Consider the following 21,327-nt stretch of genomic DNA (forward strand, 5'->3'; position numbering starts at 1 on the left):
CTCGATTAACTCTGACCCACGGTGGCGACGATGGTGACCTGCTTGTTGTCCGGTATCTCCTGGTACGCCAGCACGTGCATGGTCGGTACCGCGAGGCGGGCGAACCGCGAGAGCATCGCGCGGATCGGGCCGGCCACCAGAAGGATCGCCGGCTTGCCGAGCATCTCCTGCCGTTGGGCCGCATCCACCAGAGAACGTTGCAGTTTCTCGGCCATGCCCGGTTCGAGGAGGATGCCATCCTCCGCGCCCTGACCGGCCTTCTGCAGACTACTGAGCAAGATCTGTTCCAACCTGGGCTCGAGGGTGATCACAGGCAGCTCCGGCTCTAGTCCCACAATGCCTTGGACAATGGCCCGGGACAGCGAGACCCGAACCGCCGCCACCATCGCGGCGGGATCTTGACTCTTCGGCGCGACATTGGCGATCGCCTCGGCGATGGTGCGGATGTCCCGCACCGGCACCTGCTCCTGCAGCAGCGCCTGCAGCACCTTGAGCAGGGTGGACAGGGAGACCAGCCCCGGCACCAGCTCTTCCGCCAGCTTCGGCGAGCCCTTCGCCAGCAGCTGCATGAGCTGCTGGACTTCCTCGTGGCCCAGCAACTCATGGGCGTGCTTGTGCAGGATCTGGTTCAGGTGGGTGGCGACCACGGTGCTGGCGTCTACCACGGTGTAGCCAAGGGTCTGGGCCTGGTCGCGCTGGTTGCCGTCGATCCACACCGCCTCCAGGCCGAACGCCGGGTCCTTGGCGGGGATGCCGTTGAGGGACCCGAACACCTGGCCCGGGTTGATGGCCAGCTCCCGGTCCGGGTAGACCTCGGCCTCGGCGACGCTCACCCCCATCAGGGTCAGGCGGTAGGCGTTGGGCAGCAGGTCGAGGTTGTCGCGGATATGCACCGACGGCATCAGGAAGCCCATTTCCTGAGACAGCTTCTTGCGTACGCCCTTGATCCGCGCCAGCAGCTGGCCGCCTTGGTTGCGATCCACCAGCGGGATCAGCCGGTAGCCCACTTCCAGGCCCACCATGTCCACCGGGGTGACATCGTCCCAGCCCAGTTCCTTGGTTTCCTGGGGGCGCTGGGCCGGCAACAGTTCCTGCTGGCGCTGGGTGTCCTCGACAGCGGCGGTAGCCGCCTTGCGCTTCTTGTCCCAGATCCAGTAGGCACCGCCCACGGCCACCAGGCCCAGGCCGAGGAACGACACGTGGGGCATGCCGGGGACCAGCCCCATGGCGATCAGGATGGCTGCGGACACCAGCAGCGCCTTGGGCGAGGCGAACATCTGCCGGCTGATCTGCTGGCCCATGTCCTCGGAGCTGGAGACCCGGGTCACCATGATCGCCGCCGCGGTGGACAGCAGCAGGGAAGGAATCTGCGCCACCAGGCCGTCACCGATGGTCAGCAGCGCGTAGATGCGCCCGGCGTCACCGAAGCTCAGGTCGTGCTGGAGCATGCCGATGGCGATACCGCCGATCAGGTTGATGAACAGGATCAGCAGGCCGGCGACGGCGTCGCCGCGGACGAATTTGCTGGCACCATCCATGGAGCCGTAGAAGTCGGCCTCCTGGGCCACTTCGCTGCGGCGGCGCTTGGCCTCCGCCTGGTCGATGAGGCCGGCGTTGAGGTCGGCGTCGATGGCCATCTGCTTGCCGGGCATGGCATCCAGGGTGAAGCGCGCGCTCACCTCGGAGATCCGGCCGGCACCCTTGGTGACCACCACGAAGTTGATGATCATCAGGATCGCGAACACCACCGCACCGACCACGTAGTTGCCGCCCACCACCACGTCGCCGAACGCCTGGATCACCTTGCCCGCGGCGGCGTGGCCTTCCTGGCCGTGCAACAGTACGACCCGGGTGGACGCTACGTTCAGCGCCAGGCGCAACAGGGTGCCCACCAGCAGGATGGTGGGAAAGACGGCGAAGTCCAGGGGACGCAGGGCGTAGACGCTGACCAGCAGCACCACGATCGACAGGGCGATGTTGAAGGTAAAGAACACGTCCAGCAGGAACGGCGGCACCGGCAGGGTCATCATGCCCAGCATCACCAGCACCAGCAGCGGCACCCCCAGGTTGCCACGACCGAGGCCCAGGGCGCCGGTGCGGACTTGACTGATGAGCTGACTACGATCTATCGCCACGTGGATACCCCGGATCAAACTTTTGACGCGAACAGTGCGCCCACGGGGTGGTTTGCAAGAACCTTTCCAACTCGCTGAAACACCTTGGCCACGGCCCCTGGCCGAACCCTGCTGGCGAATCCGAGTCACACTGCACGCGGGCTTCCACCCGGACGCCCGAACCTCGAACGGGAGCCTCTTCGATGAAGAAATGGATGATCGCGGCCCTGGCCGGCTGCTCGGTGATGACCGCCCACGCGGCGACCCTGACCGTTCCGCTCAACGCGGTGGACGCCAAGGGCGTCGGCAAGTTGGTCGGCAACGTCACTATCGAGCAGACCGACTACGGCCTGGTGTTCCGACCCGAGCTGTCCGGCCTCAAGCCTGGCGTCCACGGGTTCCACATCCACGCCAACGCCAGCTGCGCGTCGGCCGAGAAGGATGGCAAGCCGTCCGCGGCCGAGGCGGCCGGTGGCCACTGGGACCCGAAGAACACCGGCGCGCATGGCGAGCCCTGGGGCGTCGGCCACATGGGTGACCTGCCGGCACTGCTAGTGACCGCCGATGGCAAGTCCAGCCAGCCGGTGCTGGCGCCGCGCCTGAAGGACCTCGACGCGATCAAGGGCCATGCCCTGATGGTCCACGCGGGTGGCGACAACCACTCCGACCATCCGAACCCGCTGGGCGGCGGCGGCGCCCGGGTCGCCTGCGGCGTGATCCAGTAAGTCGTCCGGGGCGGTCGCCACCGCCCCGCTTCCCTCCTCCCCTTGCCCTCCTCGCCCGCCGCGGCGCGAGACGAACCGCTCTAGGTGTCGCGGCGCAGATCGGACGGGATCGGCAGTTCCCGCAGCGGTGCCGGCCGCTTGCCCTTGCCCGCGCGGTATTGCTTGAGCTGGTACACGTAGGCCAGCACCTGGGCCACCGCCAGGTACAACCCCGCAGGAATCTCCCGGTCGAGTTCGGTGGAGTAATACACCGCCCGCGCCAGGGCCGGCGACTCCAGCAGCATGATCTTGTGCTCCTGGGCCACTTCGCGAATCTTCAGCGCGACGAAATCACCGCCCTTGGCCAGCAACACCGGGGCGTTGCCCTTGCTGGGGTCGTACTTCAGGGCCACGGCGAAGTGGGTCGGGTTGGTGATGACCACGTCGGCCTCGGGCACCGCCGCCATCATCCGGCGCTGGGACGCTTCCCGCTGCAACTGGCGAATCCGCGACTTGACCTCGGGCTTGCCCTCGCTGTCCTTGTACTCGTCGCGGACTTCCTGCTTGGTCATCATCAGCTTCTGCTTGTTGTCCCAGAGCTGGTACGGCACATCCACCGCGGCGATCAGCATCAGCCCGCAGGCCAGGTACACCGCGCTCCAGCCCACCACCTGGACCGCATGCAGGATCGCCTGGTCCAGCGGCTCGTTGCCCAGGGCCAGTAGCGCCTGCTTGTCGGACGCCAGCACGCCCAGGGCCACCATCAGGACCACCAGGAACTTGCCCAAGGCCTTCACCAGCTCCACCAGGGCCTTCATGGAGAACATCCGTTTGATGCCCTCCAGGGGATTCATGCGGCTGAACTTGGGCGCCATGGACTGCGCCGAGAACAGCCAGCCACCCAGGGCGATGGGCCCAAGGATGGACGCCACCAGCAGCGTGATCAGCAGCGGCATCACCGCATCCAGGGCCATCTTGCCGGAGTCCATTAACCACAGGACCATCGAGCCGTTGTCCAGCAACGCCTCGCGGCTGAAGGAAAAGTTGAAGCGCATGACCCGCATCATCATGTCGGCCAGGGTGCCGCCGGTGGCCAGCACGCCGCCGGCACCGGCCAGGGTGACCGCCAGGGTGTTGAGCTCCCGGGAACGCGCCACCTGCCCTTTCTCGCGGGTCTCTCGACGCCGCTTCTCTGTGGGTTCCTCGCTCTTGTCGCCGCCGCTTTCGCTTTCCGCCATGGCTCAGCGCACCTCGTGGAAGACAGGATCGACGTTAATCATGGAGAACGCGCCAGCTCGCTGAGCAGGCGCAGGGCCTCGCTGGCGATCGTCTGGTAGCGGCCGAGGATGTCCCCCAGGGTCAGCCAGACCACCACCAGGCCCAGCACCAGGGTCACCGGGAAACCGATGCTGAAGATGTTCAGCTGCGGCGCGGCCCGGGTCATCACCCCCAGGGCCAGGTTGATCACCAGCAGCGAGGTGATGGCCGGCAGCGTCAGGAGCAGCCCCGCGCCGAGCACCCAGCCGAGCTTGCCGGCTACCTCCCAGTAGTGCTGGACGGTCAGCCCGCTCCCCACCGGCAGGGTGACGAAGCTGTCCGCGAGAATCTCGAAGGCCACCAGGTGGCCATTCATGGCCAGGAACAGCAGGGTCACCAGCATGGTGAAGAACTGCCCGATCACCGGCACCGAGACGCCGTTGGTGGGGTCGATCATCGAGGCGAAGCCCAGGCCCATCTGCACTGCGATGATCTGCCCGGCCACCACGAAGATGTGGAAGAACAGTTGCAGGGTGAAGCCCATCATCGCCCCCACCAGAATCTGCTCGCCCACCAGCATGAACGCCCGCACGCTGACCGCGTCCACCTGCGGCATGGGCGGCAGCACCGGCATCAGCACGATGCAGAAGCCCAAGGACAGGTAGAGCCGCACCCGCACGGGGACCAGGGTCGTGCCGATCAGCGGCATGGTCATCAGCAACGCCGCGATGCGGAACAGCGGCAGCGTGAAGCTGCCGACCCAGCCGCCGATCTGCGCGTTGGTCAGCTCTAGCATCGCCGCGTCAGCCGATCAACTGCGGGATGTTCTGGATCAGCGTCTGCATGTATTCCATGAACTGGCGCGTCAGCCAGGGACCGGCCCACATCAGGGTGAACAACATCACCAGCAGGCGTGGCAGGAAGCTCAGGGTCTGCTCGTTGATCTGGGTCGCCGCCTGGAACATGGCCACCACCAGGCCCACCAGCAGGCTGGGGATCACCAGCACCGTGACCATCACCACGGTCAGCCAGAGCGCCTGGCGAAACAGGTCTATCGCTACTTCGGGCGTCATCGCGGGGCTCCGTCAGGGGGGCGGGTCATAGAGTGCCGAAACTGCTGGCCAGGGTGCCGATGATCAGCGCCCAGCCATCCACCAGGACGAACAGCATGATCTTGAACGGCAGGGAAATGATCAGCGGCGACAGCATCATCATGCCCATGGCCATCAGCACGCTGGACACCACCAGGTCGATGATCAGGAACGGGATGAAGATCATGAAGCCGATCTGGAAGGCGGTCTTCAGCTCGGAGGTGACGAAGGCCGGCACCAGGATGGTCAGCGGCGTATCGGCGGGGCTGGCGATGTCGGTGCGCCGGGACAGCCGGACGAACAGGTCCAGGTCGGATTCCCGGGTCTGCGCCAGCATGAAATTCTTCAGCGGCACCTGGGCGCGGTCGATGGCCGCCGGCGCGGTGAGCTGCTCGTTGAGGTAGGGCTGCAGGGCCTCCCGGTTGATCTGGTCGAACACCGGGGCCATGACGAACATCGTCAGGAACAGCGCCAGCCCCAGCAGGATCTGATTGGACGGCGTCTGTTGCAGGCCCAGCGCCTGACGCAGGATGGAAAAGACGATGATGATCCGGGTGAAGCTGGTCATCAGCATGACGAACGCCGGAATGAAGCTCAGGGCCGTCATGATCAGTAGGATCTGCAGGCTCACCGAGTATTCCTGCTGACCCTGAGGGTTGGTGCTCAGGGTGATCGCCGGGATCGACAGCGGGTTGTCGGCGCCCAGCGCCAACGGTGCGCACCCCACCAGCAGCAGGGCGAGAAGCAAGCGCCAGACGCGCATCAGGTCTTGTCCTTATCCTTGCCCAGCAGCTCCATCAGGCGCTGGGCGAACTCCGCGGAAGCCGGCTCGGCATCGGGCAGCAACACCGGCTCCTTCAGCACGTGCAGCGGCGTGATGCGCCCGGTGGTCAGGCCCAGCAGCACCTGCTCGCCGCCCACCTGGACCAGCACCAGGCGGTCCCGCGGGCCGAGGGCCTGGCTGGCCACCAGCTTGATCACCTGGCCACCGGAACGCGGCCCGATCTGCTGGACCCGGCGCATCAGCCAGGCCAGCAGGAAGATCAGCCCGACCACCAGCAGCAGGCCCAACCCCATCTGCGCCAGCTGGCCGCCGACGCCAGTGCCACTGGTACCGGCCAGGGCCGGTGTCTTGGCCGGATCGGCCGCCCAGGCGGCGAAGGGTACGGCGGTCAGTGTGGCGGCCAGTGCGGCGGTCAGAACGACGGCGGCGCGCATGGTCAGCGCAACCGCTTGATGCGTTCGCTGGGGCTGATGACGTCGGTCAGGCGTATGCCGAACTTCTCGTTCACCACCACCACCTCGCCATGGGCGATCAGCGTGCCGTTGACCAGCACGTCGAGAGGCTCGCCCGCCAGTCGGTCCAGCTCGATCACCGAGCCCTGGTTGAGCTGCAGCAGGTTGCGGATGGTGATGTCGGTGTTGCCTACTTCCATGGAAATGGAGACCGGGATGTCCAGGATCACATCCAGGTTCGGCCCGTCCAGGCTGACCGGCTCGTTGGAGCGCGGCGCGCTGGCGAAGTCCTCCATGGGCACCCGCGGCGCGGCCGGAGGCGCCGCGGACGCCTGGTTCATCATGGCGTCGATGTCGTCCTGGTCGGCGTTGTCGCCAGCCTCGGCCAGCGCCGCGGCCCACTCGTCCGCCAGTGCCTGTTCCTCGGGGGACGTCTGTTCCTGTTCGTCTGCCATTCCTGACCTCGTCTGGCTCTTCGATACGGTGCGGCCGCCCGGCGACCGCGATGAAAACGGCGACCGTCAGCGCTGACGGTCGATGGAGTCGATGATCTGCAGGGACAGGTTGCCCTTGTGGGCGCCCAGCTTGGCCTTGAAGGCCGGCACGCCGTTGGCGCGCATGATCATGTGCTCGGGCATCTCCACCGGGATCACGTCGCCGGGCTGCATGTGCAGGATGTCCCGCAGGCGCAGCTGGCGGCGGACCACGGTGGCGCTGACCGGCACGCTGACATCGAGGATGTCCTCGCGCAGGGCCTTGTTCCAGCGCTCGTCCTGGTCGTCCACGTCCGACTGGAAGCCGGCGTCGAGCATCTCCCGGATCGGCTCGATCATGGCGTAGGGCATGGTCACGTGAAGGTCGCCGCCGCCGCCATCCAGCTCGATGTGGAAGGTGGAGACCACCACCACTTCGCTGGGGCTGACGATGTTCGCCAGGGCCGGGTTCACCTCCGAGTTGATGTACTCGAAGTTGATGTCCAGCACCGCGTGCCAGGCCTCGCTCAGGTCGACGAACGCCTGGTCCAGCACCATGCGTACCACCCGCAGCTCGGTGGGGGTGAACTCGCGGCCCTCGATCTTGGCGTGACGGCCGTCGCCGCCGAAGAAGTTGTCCACCAGCTTGAACACCAGCTTGGCGTCGAGGATGAACAGGCCGGTGCCACGCAGCGGCTTCATCTTCACCAGGTTGAGGCTGGTGGGCACGTACAGGGAATGCACGTACTCGCCGAACTTCATCACCTGCACGCCGCCCACCGCCACGTCGGCGGAGCGCCGCAGCAGGTTGAACATGCTGATGCGGGTGTAGCGGGCGAAACGCTCGTTGATCATCTCCAGGGTGGGCATGCGTCCGCGGACGATGCGGTCCTGGCTGGTGAGGTCGTAACTCTTGACGCTGGCCGGGTCGCTATCGGCCTCGGTTTCCACCAGGCCATCGTCGACACCGTGCAAAAGCGCGTCGATCTCATCCTGTGACAGCAGGTCTTGTACGGCCATCGTGTCGTGCCTTACTGCAGTACGAAGTTAGTGAAAAGCACCTGTTCCACCGCCAGCTTGCCGGTCTCCTTCTTGGAGAGTTCCTGGACCTTGGCGGTCGCTTGCTGGCGGAGCATTTCCTTGCCCACCGGGGCGGCCAGGGCGTCGAAGTCCTGGCTGGAGAACAGCATGACCATCTCGTTGCGGATCTGCGGCATGTAGACCTTCAGCGCATCCAGCTCGCCCTTGTCACGGCCCATCAGGGCCAGGCTGACCTGCATGTAGCGCTGGCGCCCGTTCTGGTTGAAGTTGACCACGAAGGCCGGGGCGATGGGTTCGTAGAGCGCCACCTGTTTGACCGGGGTCGCCGCTTCGGCGTTCTTGGCTTCGTCCTTGGCGTCTTCCGCCTTGTGGCCGCGGCTGAGGAAGAACCAGGTGCCGCCCACCGACAGGCCGATCGCCAGCAGCAGGACCACCACGATGAGGATGATCAGCTTGAGCTTGCTCTTGCCGGCGGGCTTTTCTTCGCCGGGCGGCGCATCCGCGTTTTTCTTCGCCATGCCAATAATCCGTCGCTGAAGGAGTCGTCGATCCGCAATGAGTACCTCGGAGCAAGCGGCGTGCCACGGACCAGCCGGTGCAGGACGCCGCACCGAGATGTCGGGCGGGGGATGCGGATATACCAGTGTCCCCGCGCGCTGTCATCCCATGCGCGAACGCCCGGCCGCCTGTTTCCAGGTGGCCGGGCATGCTCCAGTCTAGTTCAGGGAGGCGTCGAGGCGCAGGTCAGGCGTAATAATCCACCAGGCTGCGGGCACCGGTGGCGGGATTGTGGCGGATCTCGCTGACGCTCACCGAGAGGTCGTCGCCGGCGCCGCTACCACCGTCATCACCGCGCCCACCGCGGCGTCCGCCGTCGCCGCCCGACTGCTGCTGGCCCTGCCAGTTGCGCGACAGCGATTGATCCGAGACGCTCACGTCCAACTGGTTCATGCCCTGCTGGGAGAACAGTTCCCGCAGGCGATGGACCTGCCCTTCCAGGGCATCGCGGACGTTGGCGTTGGGGCTGACGAAGGTCACCTGGGCAGACTGGTCCTGGGCCAGGTTGACCCGCACCTCCAAGCGCCCCAGTTCGGCCGGGTCGAGCTGGATTTCCGCGGACTTGAGGTTCTGGCTGGACAGCCACATCACCCGGTCCACCACCGCCTCGCTCCAATTGCCCTGCTGCATGGACACAGCCTGGCCCGGTACCAGCGGCAATGCCTTCTGCACCGTCGCGTTCTGCTGGCCGATGGCCTGGCTGAGCGCGCTCAACCGGTTGGCAAAGGATTCGCTGCGCAAATCCGTCGGGGTGCTGCTGGCGCTGCCGTCAGCGGCGTCGCTCTTGAGCTCGCCCAGTCCCGGCTCGCTTTCCAGGGAGGCCTCCTCGGTCGCCTGAGTGGACTGACCCATCAGGTTGGCCATGGCCGCGCTGAAATCCGCCTGGGTCTGGCTGCCCGGCTGCGCCGACGCGGCGCTGGCAGCGGTCTGAACATTGGCGCCGGGGGTCGGCTGCGCCTGCACGCCCTGCTCCAGGGTCAGCTTGACGGTCAGGGCGCTGTTCAGGTCGTCCTGGGTGGGGTCATGGCTGGCCTCGGTCATGCCGGTGGCGCTCCCCAGCACGCCGGGTGTCACCGTGGTGGGCAGGGAGAGCGCCGGGTCCAGGGTCGGTTCCGGCACGTCGTCGACGGCAGGCGAATCCGCCACCACCGGCGGGGTCGGGGGCGGTGTCTGCCCGCTCATGGCCATCATCAGCAGGGGATCGAGGGTCGGCTCGGTGGGCGTCGGCGTCCCTTCTTCCGTGGCGACCACGGCATCGCCGCTGCCGGACGGCGTGGCCGGGTCCGTCGGCAAGGGTTTGCCGCTATCGGCAACCGCCGGCTGCGCCTGGCTGCTGTCATCGGCCGTGCCGTCCTTGCGCTTGACGTCCTTACCCTTGTCGGCAGCGGGCTTGGCCGGTCCCTCGTTGCGTTCGGCGGGCTTCGCCTGACGCTCCCGGGCGTACACGTTGGCGAAGCTGGAAGACTCGTCGCGACCGCTCTGGGCGGGGCGCGACGGGGTCTTGGCGGCGCTCTTCGACTTCACGTCGGGCGTCGTCTGCAGGAGCAGATCGGGAGCAACGGGCATAAGAGGAGTCTCCGTCGGACTGACCGTTTGGCTGAATCGTGCAGGAACGACTGCAAGCCACGGGCCAAGTTCGCGGCAGACGGTACATGAAGAGACGATCAGCCGGTGAAGCGTGCCCGTTCGGCCTGGAACAGCGATTTCACCCGCGCGAACTCCTCTTCCACCTGGGCGATCCAGGTGGGCGCCTCGTCGGGCTGGCCGCGCCGGCCGATCTCTTCCAGTTCCTTGCACAGTGCCGCCAGGTGCAGCGCACCGACGTTGCTGCAGCTGCCCTTGAAGCTGTGGGCGGTCAGGCGCAGCGCCTGCATGTCGCCGTCGCGCTGGGCCTCGCGCAGCATGCGCAGGCGCTCCTCGGAATCCAGTAGGTAAGTGTCCAGCAGCACCGGGTATTCCTCGCCCATGAAGTCCTGCAGTGCGGCCAGTACCGTCGCGTCGACGTGGACAATGGACATGGCATCCTCGGTTGAGCGTTGAAAGAAAAGCCGGCGATTATGCCTGAGCGGGCCAGACGAACTCCACGCGCAGGCCCTTGCCATCCTCCGGCCAGTCGCAGTTGGAGCTGAGCTGGCTGATCAGCCGCAGGCCGCGTCCGCAGAGCAACTCGTTGGAGGGCTGCGCCTTCAGGGCAGTGGCGACGTCGAAGCCCGGACCGCTGTCCTCCACCCGCACCGCCAGGCGTCCGCTGCCATCCTCGGCCTGCTGCACTTCCAGGTGAAAGCGCACGTAGCCGTCCTCCAGCTTCGCCAGCCGTTCGCTGCGGGCCTGGTAATAGCGGGCGAAGCCCAGGGCGTCACGCTTGAGGGAGGAATCCAGGCCGATCACCCCGTGCTCCAGGGCATTGGAATACAGCTCGGCGAATACGGTGTACAGCGCACCCGCCTGGGCACGCAGGCCCTGTACGTCCAGCAGCAATTGCATGAGGTAGGGCAGCGGGTTGAAGCGCTTGAGGGTGCGGGCGCGATACTCGAAGCTGGCCGACCAGTCCAGCGCGCCCATCAGGCCGCTGTCGGTGAAGGTCTGCGGAGGCCGGTTCAGGGACTCCTCCTCCACCAGGGTCACTTCCAGCATGCTGATGTCGTCATGGGCCTCGCCGCGGAAATCCACCACCGCCTGCTGGATCTCGTCGAACAGCTTCTCCGGCTCCTGGTTGGCCCGGAATACCGCCCGCAGGCGCTCCTCGCCGAACGCCTCGCCGTCGACGTTGCAGGTTTCCAGCACCCCGTCGGACCAGAGGAAGACCCGGTCGCCGGTTTCCAGCGGGTACACCTCGTACTTGTCGTCGAAGGTGGTAGGCTCCAGCACCCCCAGGGGCAGGTGCCGCGACACCAGCGGCACCAGGTCGCCCTGCTCTCCCCGCCGCAGGTAACCATCGGGCAGGCCGCCGTTCCACACCTCCAGCACCCGGCGCTGGAAGCTGAGGTTGAGCAGCGTGGCACAGCAGAACACCCCCACCGGCAGAATGCGCTTCAGCTTGGCGTTGGCCTCGCGGAGGATGTCGGCCATGGCATAGCCCTTGGCCGTCATGCTGTAGAACACCTCGGCCAGGGGCATGGCGCCGATGGCCGCCGGCAGGCCGTGGCCGGTGAAGTCCCCCAGCAGCACGTGCATGCCGCCGGACGGCTTGAAGGCCGCCAGCAGCAGGTCGCCGTTGAACAGCGCATAGGGCGATTGCAGGTAGCGGATGTTGGGCGAGCTGAGGCAGCCGGAGTGGGCCACCTTGTCGAACACCGCCTTCGCCACCCGCTGCTCGGTGAGCAGGTGCTCGTTGTGCCGGGCGATCAGGTCGCGCTGGTGCAGCACCGTTTCCTGCAGCCGGCGCAGGCGATCCATGGCCTTGATCTTGGCCTCCAGGATCACCCGGTTGTAGGGCTTGGCGAGGAAGTCGTCGCCGCCGGCGTCCAGGCAGCGCACCAGGGCCTCGTCCTCGCTCAAGGAGGTGAGAAAGATGATCGGCACCAGCGCATCGCCGGCCAGCAGCTTGATGCGCCGGGCCGCCTCGAAGCCGTCCATCACCGGCATCAGCGCATCCATCAGCACCAGCCGCGGCCGCTCCGCCTGGAACAGCGCCACCGCCTCCAGCCCATTGCTGGCGGTCAGGGCGCGGTGCCCCTGGCGATTGACGATGGTGGACAGCAGCATGCGATCGGCCGCGTTGTCCTCGGCGATCAGGATGGACAGGCGATCGGCCACGGCGACCGCCTCACTGGATGCTGAAGAGCTGTTCGAAGTTGGAGATGGCGAGGATCTTGCGCACGTCCGGGCTGCAGTTGATCAGCTTGATCTCGGCGGAATCGCCGCCGGCGTGGTCCCGCAGCAGCAGCAGCATGCCCAGGGCTGAGCTGTCGAGGTAGGTGGTGCCTTTCAGGTCGATGACGTAGCGCTCCGGCGTGGTGCCGACTCGCTCGTAGGAGTCGCGGAAATCCTGATGCGCGCCGAAATCGAAACGTCCCTGGATGGATATGGTCAGCTCTTTCCCGTCCGCCGAGGGCAGCGAGGTGATGGCCATGTGAAGCTCCTTTGTAGCTCAGATGCGAAAGCGCGTTCCCAAGATGTAGCACCCGCTTGGGACTAGGGCAACCGCGTTCAGGGCTCCTCTCGTCTTTTCAGGCGCTGGGCGAGTTCGTCGAAGAGTTTCTGTTCGCGCTTGTCCGCCGCCTGGCGCGCCTCGTCCTGGTAGCGCTGCACCAGCTTGCGCAGCCCCTCGAGGCGCGCATAGCGCTGCTGCCAGGCGTCCCGGGCCTTGTCCAGGTTGCCTCGGTGCCACTCGACGCTCTGCCGCTGCTGGACGATGGCCGACTCGAGCTGGCTGAGGAAGCGCTGGTAGTTCATCAGCCACTGGCCGGATACGCCACGCCGCCCCTCTTCCATCCACTGTTGCTGGTAGTCGGTCAGGTACCGTTGCAGGTCGTTGAGCTTGCCTTCGGCCTGGTTCAGCTGGCCCTGGAAATGGCCCAGCTGGCGTGCGGCCTCGCGCTCGGCGCGCTCGGCCATGTCCACTACCGGCGCCAGGCGCGCCGCGCGACTCGTGGCCACCGCTTATCAGCCCGTCTCGGCGCCCAGCACCTGGGCCAGCCCGTGGGCGCTCTCGGCGAGGGCGACCTTCTCTCGCAGCGCCTGGCGCAGGTATTGCGCCATGGCCGGCTGACGGGCGATGGCCTGGTCGGTCTCCGGATCGCCGCCGGCGACGTAGGCACCGACGCTGATCAGGTCGCGGCTCTGCTGGTAGCGCGACCACAGTTGCTTGAAGCGCTGGGCCAGGTGCAGGTGCTCGGGGCTGACCACCTGGGGCATGACCCGGCTGATGGAAGCCTCGATGTCGATGGCCGGGTAATGGCCTTCCTCGGCCAGCCGGCGCGACAGCACGAAGTGGCCGTCGAGCACGCCCCGGGCGGAGTCGGCGATGGGGTCCTGCTGGTCGTCGCCCTCGGACAGCACGGTATAGAAGGCGGTGATGGAGCCGCCGCCCTTCTCGCCGTTGCCGGCGCGCTCCACCAGCTTGGGCAGGCGGGCGAACACCGACGGCGGATATCCCTTGGTGGCCGGTGGCTCGCCGATGGCCAGGGCGATTTCACGCTGCGCCTGGGCGAAGCGGGTCAGGGAGTCCATCAGCAGCAGGACATTCTTGCCCTTGTCACGGAAGTATTCGGCGATCCGCGTGCAGTACATGGCGGCCCGCAGGCGCATCAGCGGCGCATCGTCCGCCGGTGAGGCCACCACCACCGAACGCTTGAGGCCTTCCTCGCCGAGGATGTGCTCGATGAATTCCTTCACCTCGCGGCCCCGCTCGCCGATCAGGCCGACCACGGTGATCTCCGCCTCGGTGAAACGGGTCATCATGCCCAGCAGCACGCTCTTGCCCACGCCTGTACCGGCGAACAGGCCCAGGCGCTGGCCACGGCCCACGGTCAGCAGCCCGTTGATGGAGCGGATGCCCACGTCCAGGGGCTGGCTGATGGGGTCCCGGTTCAGCGGGTTGATGATGGGACCGTCCATGGGCACCCAGTCCTCGGCGCGCATCGGCCCACGGCCGTCGAGGGCGCGGCCGGCGCCGTCCAGCACCCGCCCGAGCATGGACATGCCCATGGGCAGGCGCCCGGTGTCGGGCAGCGGGACGACCCGCGCCCCCGGGGCAATGCCGGCCAGGCTGCCCACTGGCATCAGGTAGATCTTGTCGCCGGCGAAGCCCATCACCTCGGCCTCCACCTGCACCGGGTGGTAGCTGTCCTGGTTGATCACCACGCAGCGGCTGCCGATGGCAGCGCGCAGGCCTTCCGCTTCCAGGGTCAGGCCCACCATGCGCAGCAGGCGGCCCTCCACGATGGGCTGGCTGGGCAGGTGCACGGCGTCCTTGTAGCCGCTCAGGCGCTTGGTGAAGCTGATCCGTTCAAGTCGCATGGGAATCCGCGTGGGCACTCAGGTCGATGGACATGTCCGGGCTCTGGGGCTGGGTGGCCTGCTCGCGCTGCTGCTCGGCCAGTTGCTTCAGGGCCTGGGTCAGGCGCGTCTCGACGCTGGCGTCGATGCGGCTCTGCTCGCTTTCCACCCGACAGCCGCCCGGCAGCAGCGTCTCGTCCTCGACGATGCGCCATTTCTCGTCATGCCGCTCGCGCACCGACTTCACCAGCTCGAAGTCCTGGGGATTGACGTAGATGCGCACGTTCTCCGCCCCCATGGGCAGGACCTTGAGCGCTTCGCGCAGGACCAGACGGACCTGGCTGGAGTCTACGCTGACCTCGCGCTGGATCACTTCCTTGACGATCTGCCCCACGAGCAGCACCAGGCCATGCTCGATCAGCTTGTCCTGCTCGGCGATGGGCGCCATGAGGTGGCCCATGAGGGTTTCCAGGCGCTGCAGCTTGGACGCCAGGGTCAGGTCGGACTCCTGCTTGGCCTTCAACTGGCCGGCGCGGAAGCCATCCTTCTCACCCGTGGCAAAGCCTTCGTTGTAGGCGTCCTGACGAATCGCCTCGAGTTCGTCCAGCGTCAACGGCTTGACGTTCTCCAGCAGGACATCCTCGGAGATGGGCATCGGCGGTGGTTCGGTATGGGCCGCGGCCGGCGTGGCATGGGACGCCGGAGCCGGCTCGGGCGAAGCGGTGGCGGGCGCCGCAGCAGCGCCAGACGGGGCACCCGGCTCCACCGGGTGCGTGCCCTCCGGGTCGAAGCTGGGCAATGACCAGCGGTCGAAGGCCCCGATATCCTTCGCGCGGATCAGTTCGCTGGTCGCATCCTTGTTGGGCATGTCCGTACCGCTCGGTTAGATCATCGCCTCGCCACCGGCGCCACCGAGAACAATCTCTCCGGCTTCGGCCATGCGACGGGCGATGGTGAGGATTTCTTTCTGCGCCGTTTCCACTTCGCTGACCCGGACCGGACCCTTGGCCTCCAGGTCGTCGCGCAGCAACTCGGCCGCCCGCTTGGACATGTTCTTGAAGACTTTTTCCTTGATGGCGTCGTCGGCCCCCTTGAGGGCGATCACCAGTACGTCCGACGACACTTCCCGCAGCAGCGCCTGGATACCGCGGTCGTCCACCTCCGCCAGGTTGTCGAAGACGAACATGAGGTCTTCGATCTGCGAGGAGAGGTCTTCGTCCACTTCGCGGATGGAATCCATCAGCGCGCCTTCGACGGAGCTGTCGAGGTAGTTCATGATGTCCGCCGCGCGCTTGACGCCGCCCATGGTGGCGCGGGTGGTGTTGGCGCTGCCGGAGAACTGCTTCTCGAGGATCTGGTTGAGTTCCTTCAGCGCCGCCGGCTGCACGGTGTTGAGGGAGGAGACCCGCAGGATGATGTCCAGGCGCACCTTGTGATCGAAGTGGCTCAGGACCTCGCCGGCCTGGTCCGGATCGAGGTAGGCGACGACGATGGCCTGGATCTGCGGGTGCTCGTAGCGGATCACGTCCGCCACCGCCCGCGGCTCCATCCACTTGAGGCTGTCGAGGCCGCTGGTGCTGCCGCCCAGCAGGATGCGGTCGATGAGGTTGCCTGCCTTGTCCTCGCCCAGGGCCTGGGTGAGCATCTTGCGGATGTAGCCGTCGGCGCCGACGCCAAGGCTGGTCTGGTCGCCGACGATCTCGACGAACTCGCCCATGACCTGCTCCACCTGCTCGCGGTGGATGTTGCGCATCTGTGCCATCGCCACGCCGACCTTCTGCACTTCCTTGGGCCCGAGGTGGCGCAGCACTTGGGCCGCGTCCGTCTCGCCCAGGGAGAGCAGGAGGATGGCGGCCTTGTCGACCCGGGTCAGCTTGGCGGGAGCACGGTTGTCACTCATCGGCGTTGATCCAGTCTTTGACTACTTGGGCCACACGGCCCGGATCGTCCGCCACCAGACTCTTGATGGCGTTCAGTTGTGCATCATACCCCTCGCTGGGGCTGGGGAGCATGATGCTCTGGGCCCCGCCAAGGCTGACCCGGTCATCGGACAGCTCGCCTTCCAGGCCGCCCATCTCGCCCAGTTCCACGTCGCTGCCACGGCCACCGGCCAGTTCGCGACCCTTGCCACCGCCGGTGATGTTGTTCAACGCCGGACGCAGCACGAACAGCACCAGGATCAGGATGAACAGCGCGCCCAGCCCCTGTTTCAGCAGGTCCCAGAACCAAGGCTGCTGGTAGAACGCGATTTCGTCGACAGGTTCGCTGCTGTCTCCGATGAATGGCGTGTTGATCACGCTGACGCTGTCCCCGCGGCTGGCATCGAAGCCCACCGCGTCCTGCACCAGGCGGGTGAAGCGGGCGATCTCGTCAGCGGTCCAGGGCACGTGGCTGGTTTCGCCGTTGGTGCCCAGCTTGACCTGGTCGTCCAGCACCACCGCCACCGACAGCCGGCGCAGGCGACCCTGCTGCTGCTTGGTGTAGCTGATGGACCGGTCCAGCTCGAAGTTGCGGGTGGCCTGCTCGCGCTTGTCGCTGGGGTACGGCGCCAGCAGCGGCTTGCCGGTGGCCGGGTCGATGATCTGCTGGCCAGCATCGTTGAGGATCGGCTGGCCGGGGGCTACACCCGCCGGCGCAGCGGCGGCTGCGGCCTGCTGCGGCGCGCTGGCGGCGCCCGGCGGCTGGTTCGACAGAGCCCCCGGTACACCTTGCGGGCCCTGGCCGTTCTGCCGCTCCTCGCTGACCTTCTGCTCGCTGCGCAGCGCCGGCTGGTCCGGGTTGAACATCTCGGCGGTGGACTCCACCGCGCTGAAATCCACGTCGGCGGACACTTCCGCCTTGTAGCGGCCGTTGCCCAGCACCGGTTGCAAAATGCTGTGTACGCGCTGGGTGAGCAGGCCTTCCATGCGCCGGGTGTAGTCGTATTGCTTGCCGGCCATGGTCAGTTCGGACAGTTCCTGCTGGTCGGACAGCAGGTTGCCCTTCTGGTCCACCACGGCCACCTGGGCCTTGTTCAGCTCGGGCACGCTGGAGGCCACCAGGTTGACGATGGCCATTACCTGGCTGGGCTCAAGGTTGCGCCCGGGGTACAGCTCCACCAGGACCGAGGCGCTGGGCTTGCGCTCGTCGCGAACGAATACCGAGCTCTTCGGGATGGCCAGGTGCACACGGGCACCCTTGACGTTGTTCAGGCTGGAAATGGTGCGGGCCAGCTCGCCTTCCAGGCCGCGCCGGTAATTCGCCGCTTCCATGAACTGGCTGGTGCCCAGCGCCGGTTCCTTGTCGAGGATTTCGAAGCCGACGTTGCCGTCGGTGGGGGCGATGCCGGCGCCGGCCAGCTTCAGCCGTGCCCGCGCCACGTCCTCGGACTTCACCAGCAGTGCGCCGGTGTTGGGCTCGATCTTGTAGGGGATGTCGGCCATGGTCAGGGCGTCCATCACCTGGTTGGCGTCCATCCCGGCAAGGCTGCCATAGAGCGGGCGGTAATCCGGCTGCTGGGACCAGAGCACCACGGCGAAGCCGATGGCCACGCTGGCGGCGAGGCCGACCAGCAGGCCGATCTGCCGCAGCATCGACATCTCGGAGAGGTTTTCCAGGAACGCCAGCCCGAACAGCGGCTTCTTCGGCTGGTCGGCATCCCCGGTGGTGACGGGAACGTTGGTGGCTACAGCGGCTTCGGCCATTTTCTCACCTCACCTCAAACCGGCATCTGCATGATGTCTTGATAGGCCTGGACCAGCTTGTTGCGCACCTGGGTCACGGCCTGGAACGACACGCTGGCTTTCTGCGACGCGATCATCACGTCGGTGAGATCGACGCCGCTTTGGCCGATCTCGAAGGCGTTGGCCAACTGGCCAGCCACCTGCTGGGTCTCGTTCACCTTGTTCACGGCCTGGCCGAGCATCTCGGCGAAGTTCGGCGCACTCACCTCGGGCGTGCTGGGCGCGGCGGGCTTCGGACGCGCCAGGGCATCCATCTGCATGGCACGCATTTCCAACATCAGGCGATTGAATTCGACACCCTGGCTCATGACCCTTTGCCTCCAGCTGACCGCGGTTTTTTGACGATACGCGGTGTTTGCAAGGGTATTTGCAACTAGGGTGCCAATCAGGGAATGCGAGGGCGTGATAGCCGCCAGGCCGCGCCAGCCGTGGGCTCTGGCGCGTCGGGGACGATGAGGGCGCGGTGTATCGAAGGGTGGCCACGCCAAGACCCGGGCGAGACCGCCGGGCGCCGGACGGCACCCGGGGCGGGGAAACTCAACTGGCGTAGAGATAGGCCTCCACGTCCAGGCCGGCATCGCGCATCTGCGCAAGCTTGTAGCGCAGCGTCCGCGGGCTGATGCCCAGGCGTTCGGCCGCTTCCTTGCGCCGCCCCCGCTCGGCCCGCAGGGTATCGATGATCATCTGGAACTCGTGGCGGCGCATGTCTTCCCCGAGCGCACCGGCGTCGGCCACCGGCAAGGGCGGCGTCGCCACCGGTACCGCCGCGGTACTGCGGGGCGGGGAAACGGCCGGCGGCGACAGGCCGATGGGTGTCCCCAGGCACAGGTCCTCCGGCTGGATCGAACCGCCCTGCTGGAGGATCAGCGCCCGCTGGATCGCGTTGTCCAGCTCGCGCACGTTGCCCGGCCAGGGATAAGCCACCAGGCTGGCCCGCGCCGCCTCGGAGAACTGCACCGAGCCGTGGTTCATCTTGCGGGCATGCTTGGCCAGCAGGCGCTCGGCCAGAGGCAGGATGTCCGCCGGCCGCTCGCGCAAGGCGCGCCAGGCCAGGGGGAACACCGACAGCCGGTAGTAGAGGTCTTCACGGAAGCGGCCGGCGGCGACCTCCCCGGCCAGGTCACGGTTGGTGGTGGCCAGCACCCGGATATCCAGGGCAATGGGCTTGCGCGCCCCGACCCGTTCCACCTCGCGCTCCTGCAACACCCTGAGCAGCTTGGCCTGCAAGCCCAGGGGCATCTCGGAAATCTCGTCCAGCAGCAGCGTGCCGCCATCGGCCAGTTCGAACTTGCCGGGCTGGGCCGCGATGGCGCCGGTGAAGGCCCCCTTCTCGTGGCCGAACAGGGTGGCCTCCAGCATGTTGTCCGGGATCGCCGCGCAATTGATGGCGATGAAGGGCTTGTCCGCCCGCGCGGATTGCTGGTGGATGTAGCGGGCCAGCACCTCCTTGCCAGTGCCGGACTCGCCGGAAATCAGCACGGTGGAGTCGCTGCGGGCAACCCGGGCCGCCAGCTCCAGCAGGTGCCGGCTGGAGGGGTCGGCGGCCACCGGGCCCTCCTCCTCGCCCAGGCGGCCCAGGGCGTGGCGGTCCACCAGTTCCAGCAGGGTCCGCGGCTCGAAAGGCTTGACCAGGTAATCCGCCGCGCCCTGACGGATCGCATCCACCGCCCGTTCCACGGTGCCGTGGGCAGTCATCAGCAGCACCGGCAGGTGGGGATGACGCGCGCGCACCGCGGCCAGCAGGCGATGTCCGTCCATCCCGGGCATGTTCACGTCGCTGACCACCAGGCTGAAGCTGGCCTTGGACAGCGCCTCCAAGGCCGCTTCCGCGGAGGCCACGGCCTGGAAGCGGTGGCCCGCGAGGCACAGGGTATCGGCCAGCGCCTCGCGCAGCGCGTGATCGTCTTCCACCAGCAGAACGTTGGCAGCCATGGTTGTCACTCCTGGTTGGCCGACGCGTCCACCGCGGGCAGCAGCGGCAGCGTCAGGATGGCACAGGTGCCGCGTCCGACTCGCGAACGCAGTTGCAGGTCGCCCTGGTGGGCCCGGGCGACGGCCTTCACCACGGCGACGCCCAGGCCGGTGCCGGCGGTACGGGTGGTGAAGAACGGCTCGCCCAGGCGGGCCAGGGTCTGCGGCTCGATGCCGGGGCCGTCGTCGCTCACGCACAGCCGCAGCTCATTACCGCGCCCGTACAGGTGGACCTTGAGCCTAACCTCGCGCCCGGCCGCCTGGATCGCGTTGTGGACCAGGTTCAGCACGGCGCCCACCAATGTGTCCCGGTTGCACAGCAGTTCACCCTGGTGGACGTCGCACTGCCAGCGAATCGACAGGCCGCTCACGTGGGGTTCGGCGGCCCGGCGCAGAGCTTCGAACCAGAGCCTCGGCGACAGACGATCCGGCAGGGGCAGTTCGCCTCGTGCGAATACCAGCATGTCGCGCACCTGGTGTTCCAAGTCGTGCAGGCGCTCCTTCAAGCGACCGGCGAAGCGCTGCTGTTGTTCCACCGGCAGGGCCTGTTCGTGGAGATGACTGGCATACAGCAGCGCGGCGGACAGCGGCGTGCGTATCTGGTGGGCCAGGGAAGCCATCATGCGGCCGAGGGCCGACAGGCGTTCGCTTCGCGACAGCTGGTCCTGCAGGCGGCGGGTTTCCGTGAGGTCGGTAAGAAGCACCAGTTGCCCGGGTTCGCCATGCAGGGAGCGGGTGGCGATGGACAGCCGACGACCATCCTTGAGAGAAATTTCGTGACCATCATCCTCACGGGGCGAGAAGCAGCGGGCGATCACCTGACGCCAGAGCATGCCGACCAGGGGCTGGCCCAGCAGGTGCCGGGCAACCGGGTTGGCTTCGCGCACCACCCCCTGCCCGTCCAGGACGATCACGCCACCGGGCAGCAGGTCCAGCAGGCTCTGCAGGCGATGGGCCAGGCGTTCCTTTTCCGCAAGCTCCTGCATGCGCTGCGCGCTGACCAGCGCCAGTTGCCCCTTCAACTCGCTCACCCGCGCTTCCAGCAAGTTGTAGGACTCGCTGAGCTGGGTAGACATCTGGTTGAACAACGCCAGGGTATGTTCCAGCCCGTTGGAGGCGGAGTCGTCGGCGGCGCTGCGGTCGGCGGACATGGGCTTGGCGGCTTGCTTCATGATTCTCTCTCGCGGCGAACGTCAGAAGACGGTCGGGATGCGAGAGAC

Annotated in this window: 22 protein-coding genes; 1 reads left to right on the plus strand and 21 read right to left on the minus strand. The window is 66.9% G+C overall.

Features of this window, described 5'->3' with window-relative positions; all coding sequences use genetic code 11:
- Positions 1–5: 5 nt before the first annotated feature.
- The gene (gene flhA / locus FM069_RS12870) at positions 6–2,129 is read right to left on the minus strand and encodes a flagellar biosynthesis protein FlhA (protein ID WP_143488834.1); all 2,124 of its coding nucleotides are present in this window, start codon (positions 2,127–2,129) and stop codon (positions 6–8) included.
- Positions 2,130–2,317: 188 nt separating this feature from the next.
- On the opposite strand from flhA, the gene sodC reads away from it, so the two are divergent.
- Complete coding sequence (gene sodC / locus FM069_RS12875; protein WP_143488757.1) at positions 2,318–2,839, plus strand: superoxide dismutase family protein; 522 nt, start codon at positions 2,318–2,320, stop codon at positions 2,837–2,839.
- Between the two features lie 80 nt (positions 2,840–2,919).
- Here sodC and flhB read toward each other — a convergent pair whose 3' ends face one another.
- The 20 genes from flhB to FM069_RS12975 form a co-directional block, all read right to left on the minus strand.
- On the minus strand, positions 2,920–4,056 hold the full coding sequence (gene flhB, locus FM069_RS12880) for a flagellar biosynthesis protein FlhB (protein WP_143488758.1): 1,137 nt from the start codon (positions 4,054–4,056) through the stop codon (positions 2,920–2,922).
- A gap of 38 nt (positions 4,057–4,094) precedes the next feature.
- Complete coding sequence (gene fliR, locus FM069_RS12885; protein WP_143488759.1) at positions 4,095–4,871, minus strand: flagellar biosynthetic protein FliR; 777 nt, start codon at positions 4,869–4,871, stop codon at positions 4,095–4,097.
- A 7-nt stretch (positions 4,872–4,878) separates the two neighbouring features.
- Entirely contained in the window at positions 4,879–5,148 is a 270-nt protein-coding gene (gene fliQ, locus FM069_RS12890; RefSeq protein WP_143488760.1) for a flagellar biosynthesis protein FliQ, read from the minus strand.
- Positions 5,149–5,173: 25 nt separating this feature from the next.
- The gene (gene fliP / locus FM069_RS12895) at positions 5,174–5,929 is read right to left on the minus strand and encodes a flagellar type III secretion system pore protein FliP (protein WP_143488761.1); all 756 of its coding nucleotides are present in this window, start codon (positions 5,927–5,929) and stop codon (positions 5,174–5,176) included.
- Positions 5,929–6,384 carry a flagellar biosynthetic protein FliO gene (gene fliO, locus FM069_RS12900; protein WP_143488762.1) on the minus strand — a complete coding sequence of 152 codons (456 nt, stop codon included), beginning with the start codon at positions 6,382–6,384 and terminating at the stop codon, positions 5,929–5,931. Before fliO ends, fliP begins: the two co-directional genes overlap by 1 nt.
- 2 nt (positions 6,385–6,386) lie before the next feature.
- Positions 6,387–6,857: a flagellar motor switch protein FliN gene (fliN, locus tag FM069_RS12905; RefSeq protein ID WP_143488763.1), complete on the minus strand. Its 471-nt coding sequence runs from the start codon at positions 6,855–6,857 to the stop codon at positions 6,387–6,389.
- Positions 6,858–6,923: 66 nt separating this feature from the next.
- Positions 6,924–7,895, minus strand: coding sequence for a flagellar motor switch protein FliM (gene fliM, locus FM069_RS12910; protein ID WP_143488764.1), 972 nt, complete (start codon positions 7,893–7,895; stop codon positions 6,924–6,926).
- A gap of 11 nt (positions 7,896–7,906) precedes the next feature.
- A complete protein-coding gene (fliL, locus tag FM069_RS12915) occupies positions 7,907–8,434 on the minus strand; it encodes a flagellar basal body-associated protein FliL (protein ID WP_143488765.1) in 528 nt (175 codons plus the stop codon).
- Positions 8,435–8,660: 226 nt separating this feature from the next.
- Positions 8,661–10,040, minus strand: coding sequence for a flagellar hook-length control protein FliK (locus FM069_RS12920; RefSeq protein ID WP_143488766.1), 1,380 nt, complete (start codon positions 10,038–10,040; stop codon positions 8,661–8,663).
- A gap of 98 nt (positions 10,041–10,138) precedes the next feature.
- Positions 10,139–10,492, minus strand: a complete 354-nt coding sequence (locus FM069_RS12925) for an Hpt domain-containing protein (RefSeq protein ID WP_143488767.1) — start codon at positions 10,490–10,492, stop codon at positions 10,139–10,141.
- A 37-nt stretch (positions 10,493–10,529) separates the two neighbouring features.
- A complete protein-coding gene (locus tag FM069_RS12930; protein WP_143488768.1) occupies positions 10,530–12,230 on the minus strand; it encodes a fused response regulator/phosphatase in 1,701 nt (566 codons plus the stop codon).
- Positions 12,231–12,240: 10 nt separating this feature from the next.
- Entirely contained in the window at positions 12,241–12,546 is a 306-nt protein-coding gene (locus FM069_RS12935; protein ID WP_143488769.1) for an STAS domain-containing protein, read from the minus strand.
- A 77-nt stretch (positions 12,547–12,623) separates the two neighbouring features.
- Positions 12,624–13,073 carry a flagellar export protein FliJ gene (gene fliJ / locus FM069_RS12940; protein WP_143488770.1) on the minus strand — a complete coding sequence of 150 codons (450 nt, stop codon included), beginning with the start codon at positions 13,071–13,073 and terminating at the stop codon, positions 12,624–12,626.
- A 6-nt stretch (positions 13,074–13,079) separates the two neighbouring features.
- Positions 13,080–14,435, minus strand: a complete 1,356-nt coding sequence (gene fliI / locus FM069_RS12945; protein ID WP_143488771.1) for a flagellar protein export ATPase FliI — start codon at positions 14,433–14,435, stop codon at positions 13,080–13,082.
- On the minus strand, positions 14,425–15,282 hold the full coding sequence (fliH, locus tag FM069_RS12950) for a flagellar assembly protein FliH (protein ID WP_143488772.1): 858 nt from the start codon (positions 15,280–15,282) through the stop codon (positions 14,425–14,427). Before fliH ends, fliI begins: the two co-directional genes overlap by 11 nt.
- 15 nt (positions 15,283–15,297) lie before the next feature.
- Positions 15,298–16,314, minus strand: coding sequence for a flagellar motor switch protein FliG (gene fliG / locus FM069_RS12955; protein ID WP_143488773.1), 1,017 nt, complete (start codon positions 16,312–16,314; stop codon positions 15,298–15,300).
- Positions 16,307–18,097 (minus strand): flagellar basal-body MS-ring/collar protein FliF, encoded by a 1,791-nt coding sequence (fliF, locus tag FM069_RS12960; protein WP_143488774.1) that lies wholly within the window; start codon positions 18,095–18,097, stop codon positions 16,307–16,309. Before fliF ends, fliG begins: the two co-directional genes overlap by 8 nt.
- 14 nt (positions 18,098–18,111) lie before the next feature.
- Positions 18,112–18,444 carry a flagellar hook-basal body complex protein FliE gene (gene fliE / locus FM069_RS12965; RefSeq protein ID WP_143488775.1) on the minus strand — a complete coding sequence of 111 codons (333 nt, stop codon included), beginning with the start codon at positions 18,442–18,444 and terminating at the stop codon, positions 18,112–18,114.
- A gap of 229 nt (positions 18,445–18,673) precedes the next feature.
- Positions 18,674–20,068 (minus strand): sigma-54-dependent transcriptional regulator, encoded by a 1,395-nt coding sequence (locus FM069_RS12970; RefSeq protein ID WP_143488776.1) that lies wholly within the window; start codon positions 20,066–20,068, stop codon positions 18,674–18,676.
- 5 nt (positions 20,069–20,073) lie between these two features.
- Complete coding sequence (locus FM069_RS12975) at positions 20,074–21,279, minus strand: sensor histidine kinase (RefSeq protein ID WP_143488777.1); 1,206 nt, start codon at positions 21,277–21,279, stop codon at positions 20,074–20,076.
- Positions 21,280–21,327: the final 48 nt, after the last annotated feature.

Origin of the sequence: Pseudomonas mangiferae (assembly GCF_007109405.1) — a bacterium.
In the GTDB taxonomy this organism is placed as follows: Bacteria; Pseudomonadota; Gammaproteobacteria; order Pseudomonadales; family Pseudomonadaceae; genus Pseudomonas_T; species Pseudomonas_T mangiferae.

Excerpts from the sequence above, each read along its gene's own strand:
- flhB (WP_143488758.1), bottom strand. The coding sequence starts at position 4,056 with ATGGCGGAAAGCGAAAGCGGCGGCGACAAGAGCGAGGAACCCACAGAG.
- fliO (WP_143488762.1), bottom strand. The coding sequence starts at position 6,384 with ATGCGCGCCGCCGTCGTTCTGACCGCCGCACTGGCCGCCACACTGACC.
- FM069_RS12975 (WP_143488777.1), bottom strand. The coding sequence starts at position 21,279 with ATGAAGCAAGCCGCCAAGCCCATGTCCGCCGACCGCAGCGCCGCCGAC.
- fliQ (WP_143488760.1), bottom strand. The coding sequence starts at position 5,148 with ATGACGCCCGAAGTAGCGATAGACCTGTTTCGCCAGGCGCTCTGGCTG.
- fliG (WP_143488773.1), bottom strand. The coding sequence starts at position 16,314 with ATGAGTGACAACCGTGCTCCCGCCAAGCTGACCCGGGTCGACAAGGCC.
- fliF (WP_143488774.1), bottom strand. The coding sequence starts at position 18,097 with ATGGCCGAAGCCGCTGTAGCCACCAACGTTCCCGTCACCACCGGGGAT.
- fliE (WP_143488775.1), bottom strand. The coding sequence starts at position 18,444 with ATGAGCCAGGGTGTCGAATTCAATCGCCTGATGTTGGAAATGCGTGCC.
- fliP (WP_143488761.1), bottom strand. The coding sequence starts at position 5,929 with ATGCGCGTCTGGCGCTTGCTTCTCGCCCTGCTGCTGGTGGGGTGCGCA.
- FM069_RS12935 (WP_143488769.1), bottom strand. The coding sequence starts at position 12,546 with ATGGCCATCACCTCGCTGCCCTCGGCGGACGGGAAAGAGCTGACCATA.
- sodC (WP_143488757.1), top strand. The coding sequence starts at position 2,318 with ATGAAGAAATGGATGATCGCGGCCCTGGCCGGCTGCTCGGTGATGACC.
- fliN (WP_143488763.1), bottom strand. The coding sequence starts at position 6,857 with ATGGCAGACGAACAGGAACAGACGTCCCCCGAGGAACAGGCACTGGCG.
- fliH (WP_143488772.1), bottom strand. The coding sequence starts at position 15,282 with ATGCCCAACAAGGATGCGACCAGCGAACTGATCCGCGCGAAGGATATC.
- FM069_RS12970 (WP_143488776.1), bottom strand. The coding sequence starts at position 20,068 with ATGGCTGCCAACGTTCTGCTGGTGGAAGACGATCACGCGCTGCGCGAG.
- fliM (WP_143488764.1), bottom strand. The coding sequence starts at position 7,895 with ATGGCCGTACAAGACCTGCTGTCACAGGATGAGATCGACGCGCTTTTG.
- fliI (WP_143488771.1), bottom strand. The coding sequence starts at position 14,435 with ATGCGACTTGAACGGATCAGCTTCACCAAGCGCCTGAGCGGCTACAAG.
- FM069_RS12925 (WP_143488767.1), bottom strand. The coding sequence starts at position 10,492 with ATGTCCATTGTCCACGTCGACGCGACGGTACTGGCCGCACTGCAGGAC.
- fliL (WP_143488765.1), bottom strand. The coding sequence starts at position 8,434 with ATGGCGAAGAAAAACGCGGATGCGCCGCCCGGCGAAGAAAAGCCCGCC.
- fliR (WP_143488759.1), bottom strand. The coding sequence starts at position 4,871 with ATGCTAGAGCTGACCAACGCGCAGATCGGCGGCTGGGTCGGCAGCTTC.
- FM069_RS12920 (WP_143488766.1), bottom strand. The coding sequence starts at position 10,040 with ATGCCCGTTGCTCCCGATCTGCTCCTGCAGACGACGCCCGACGTGAAG.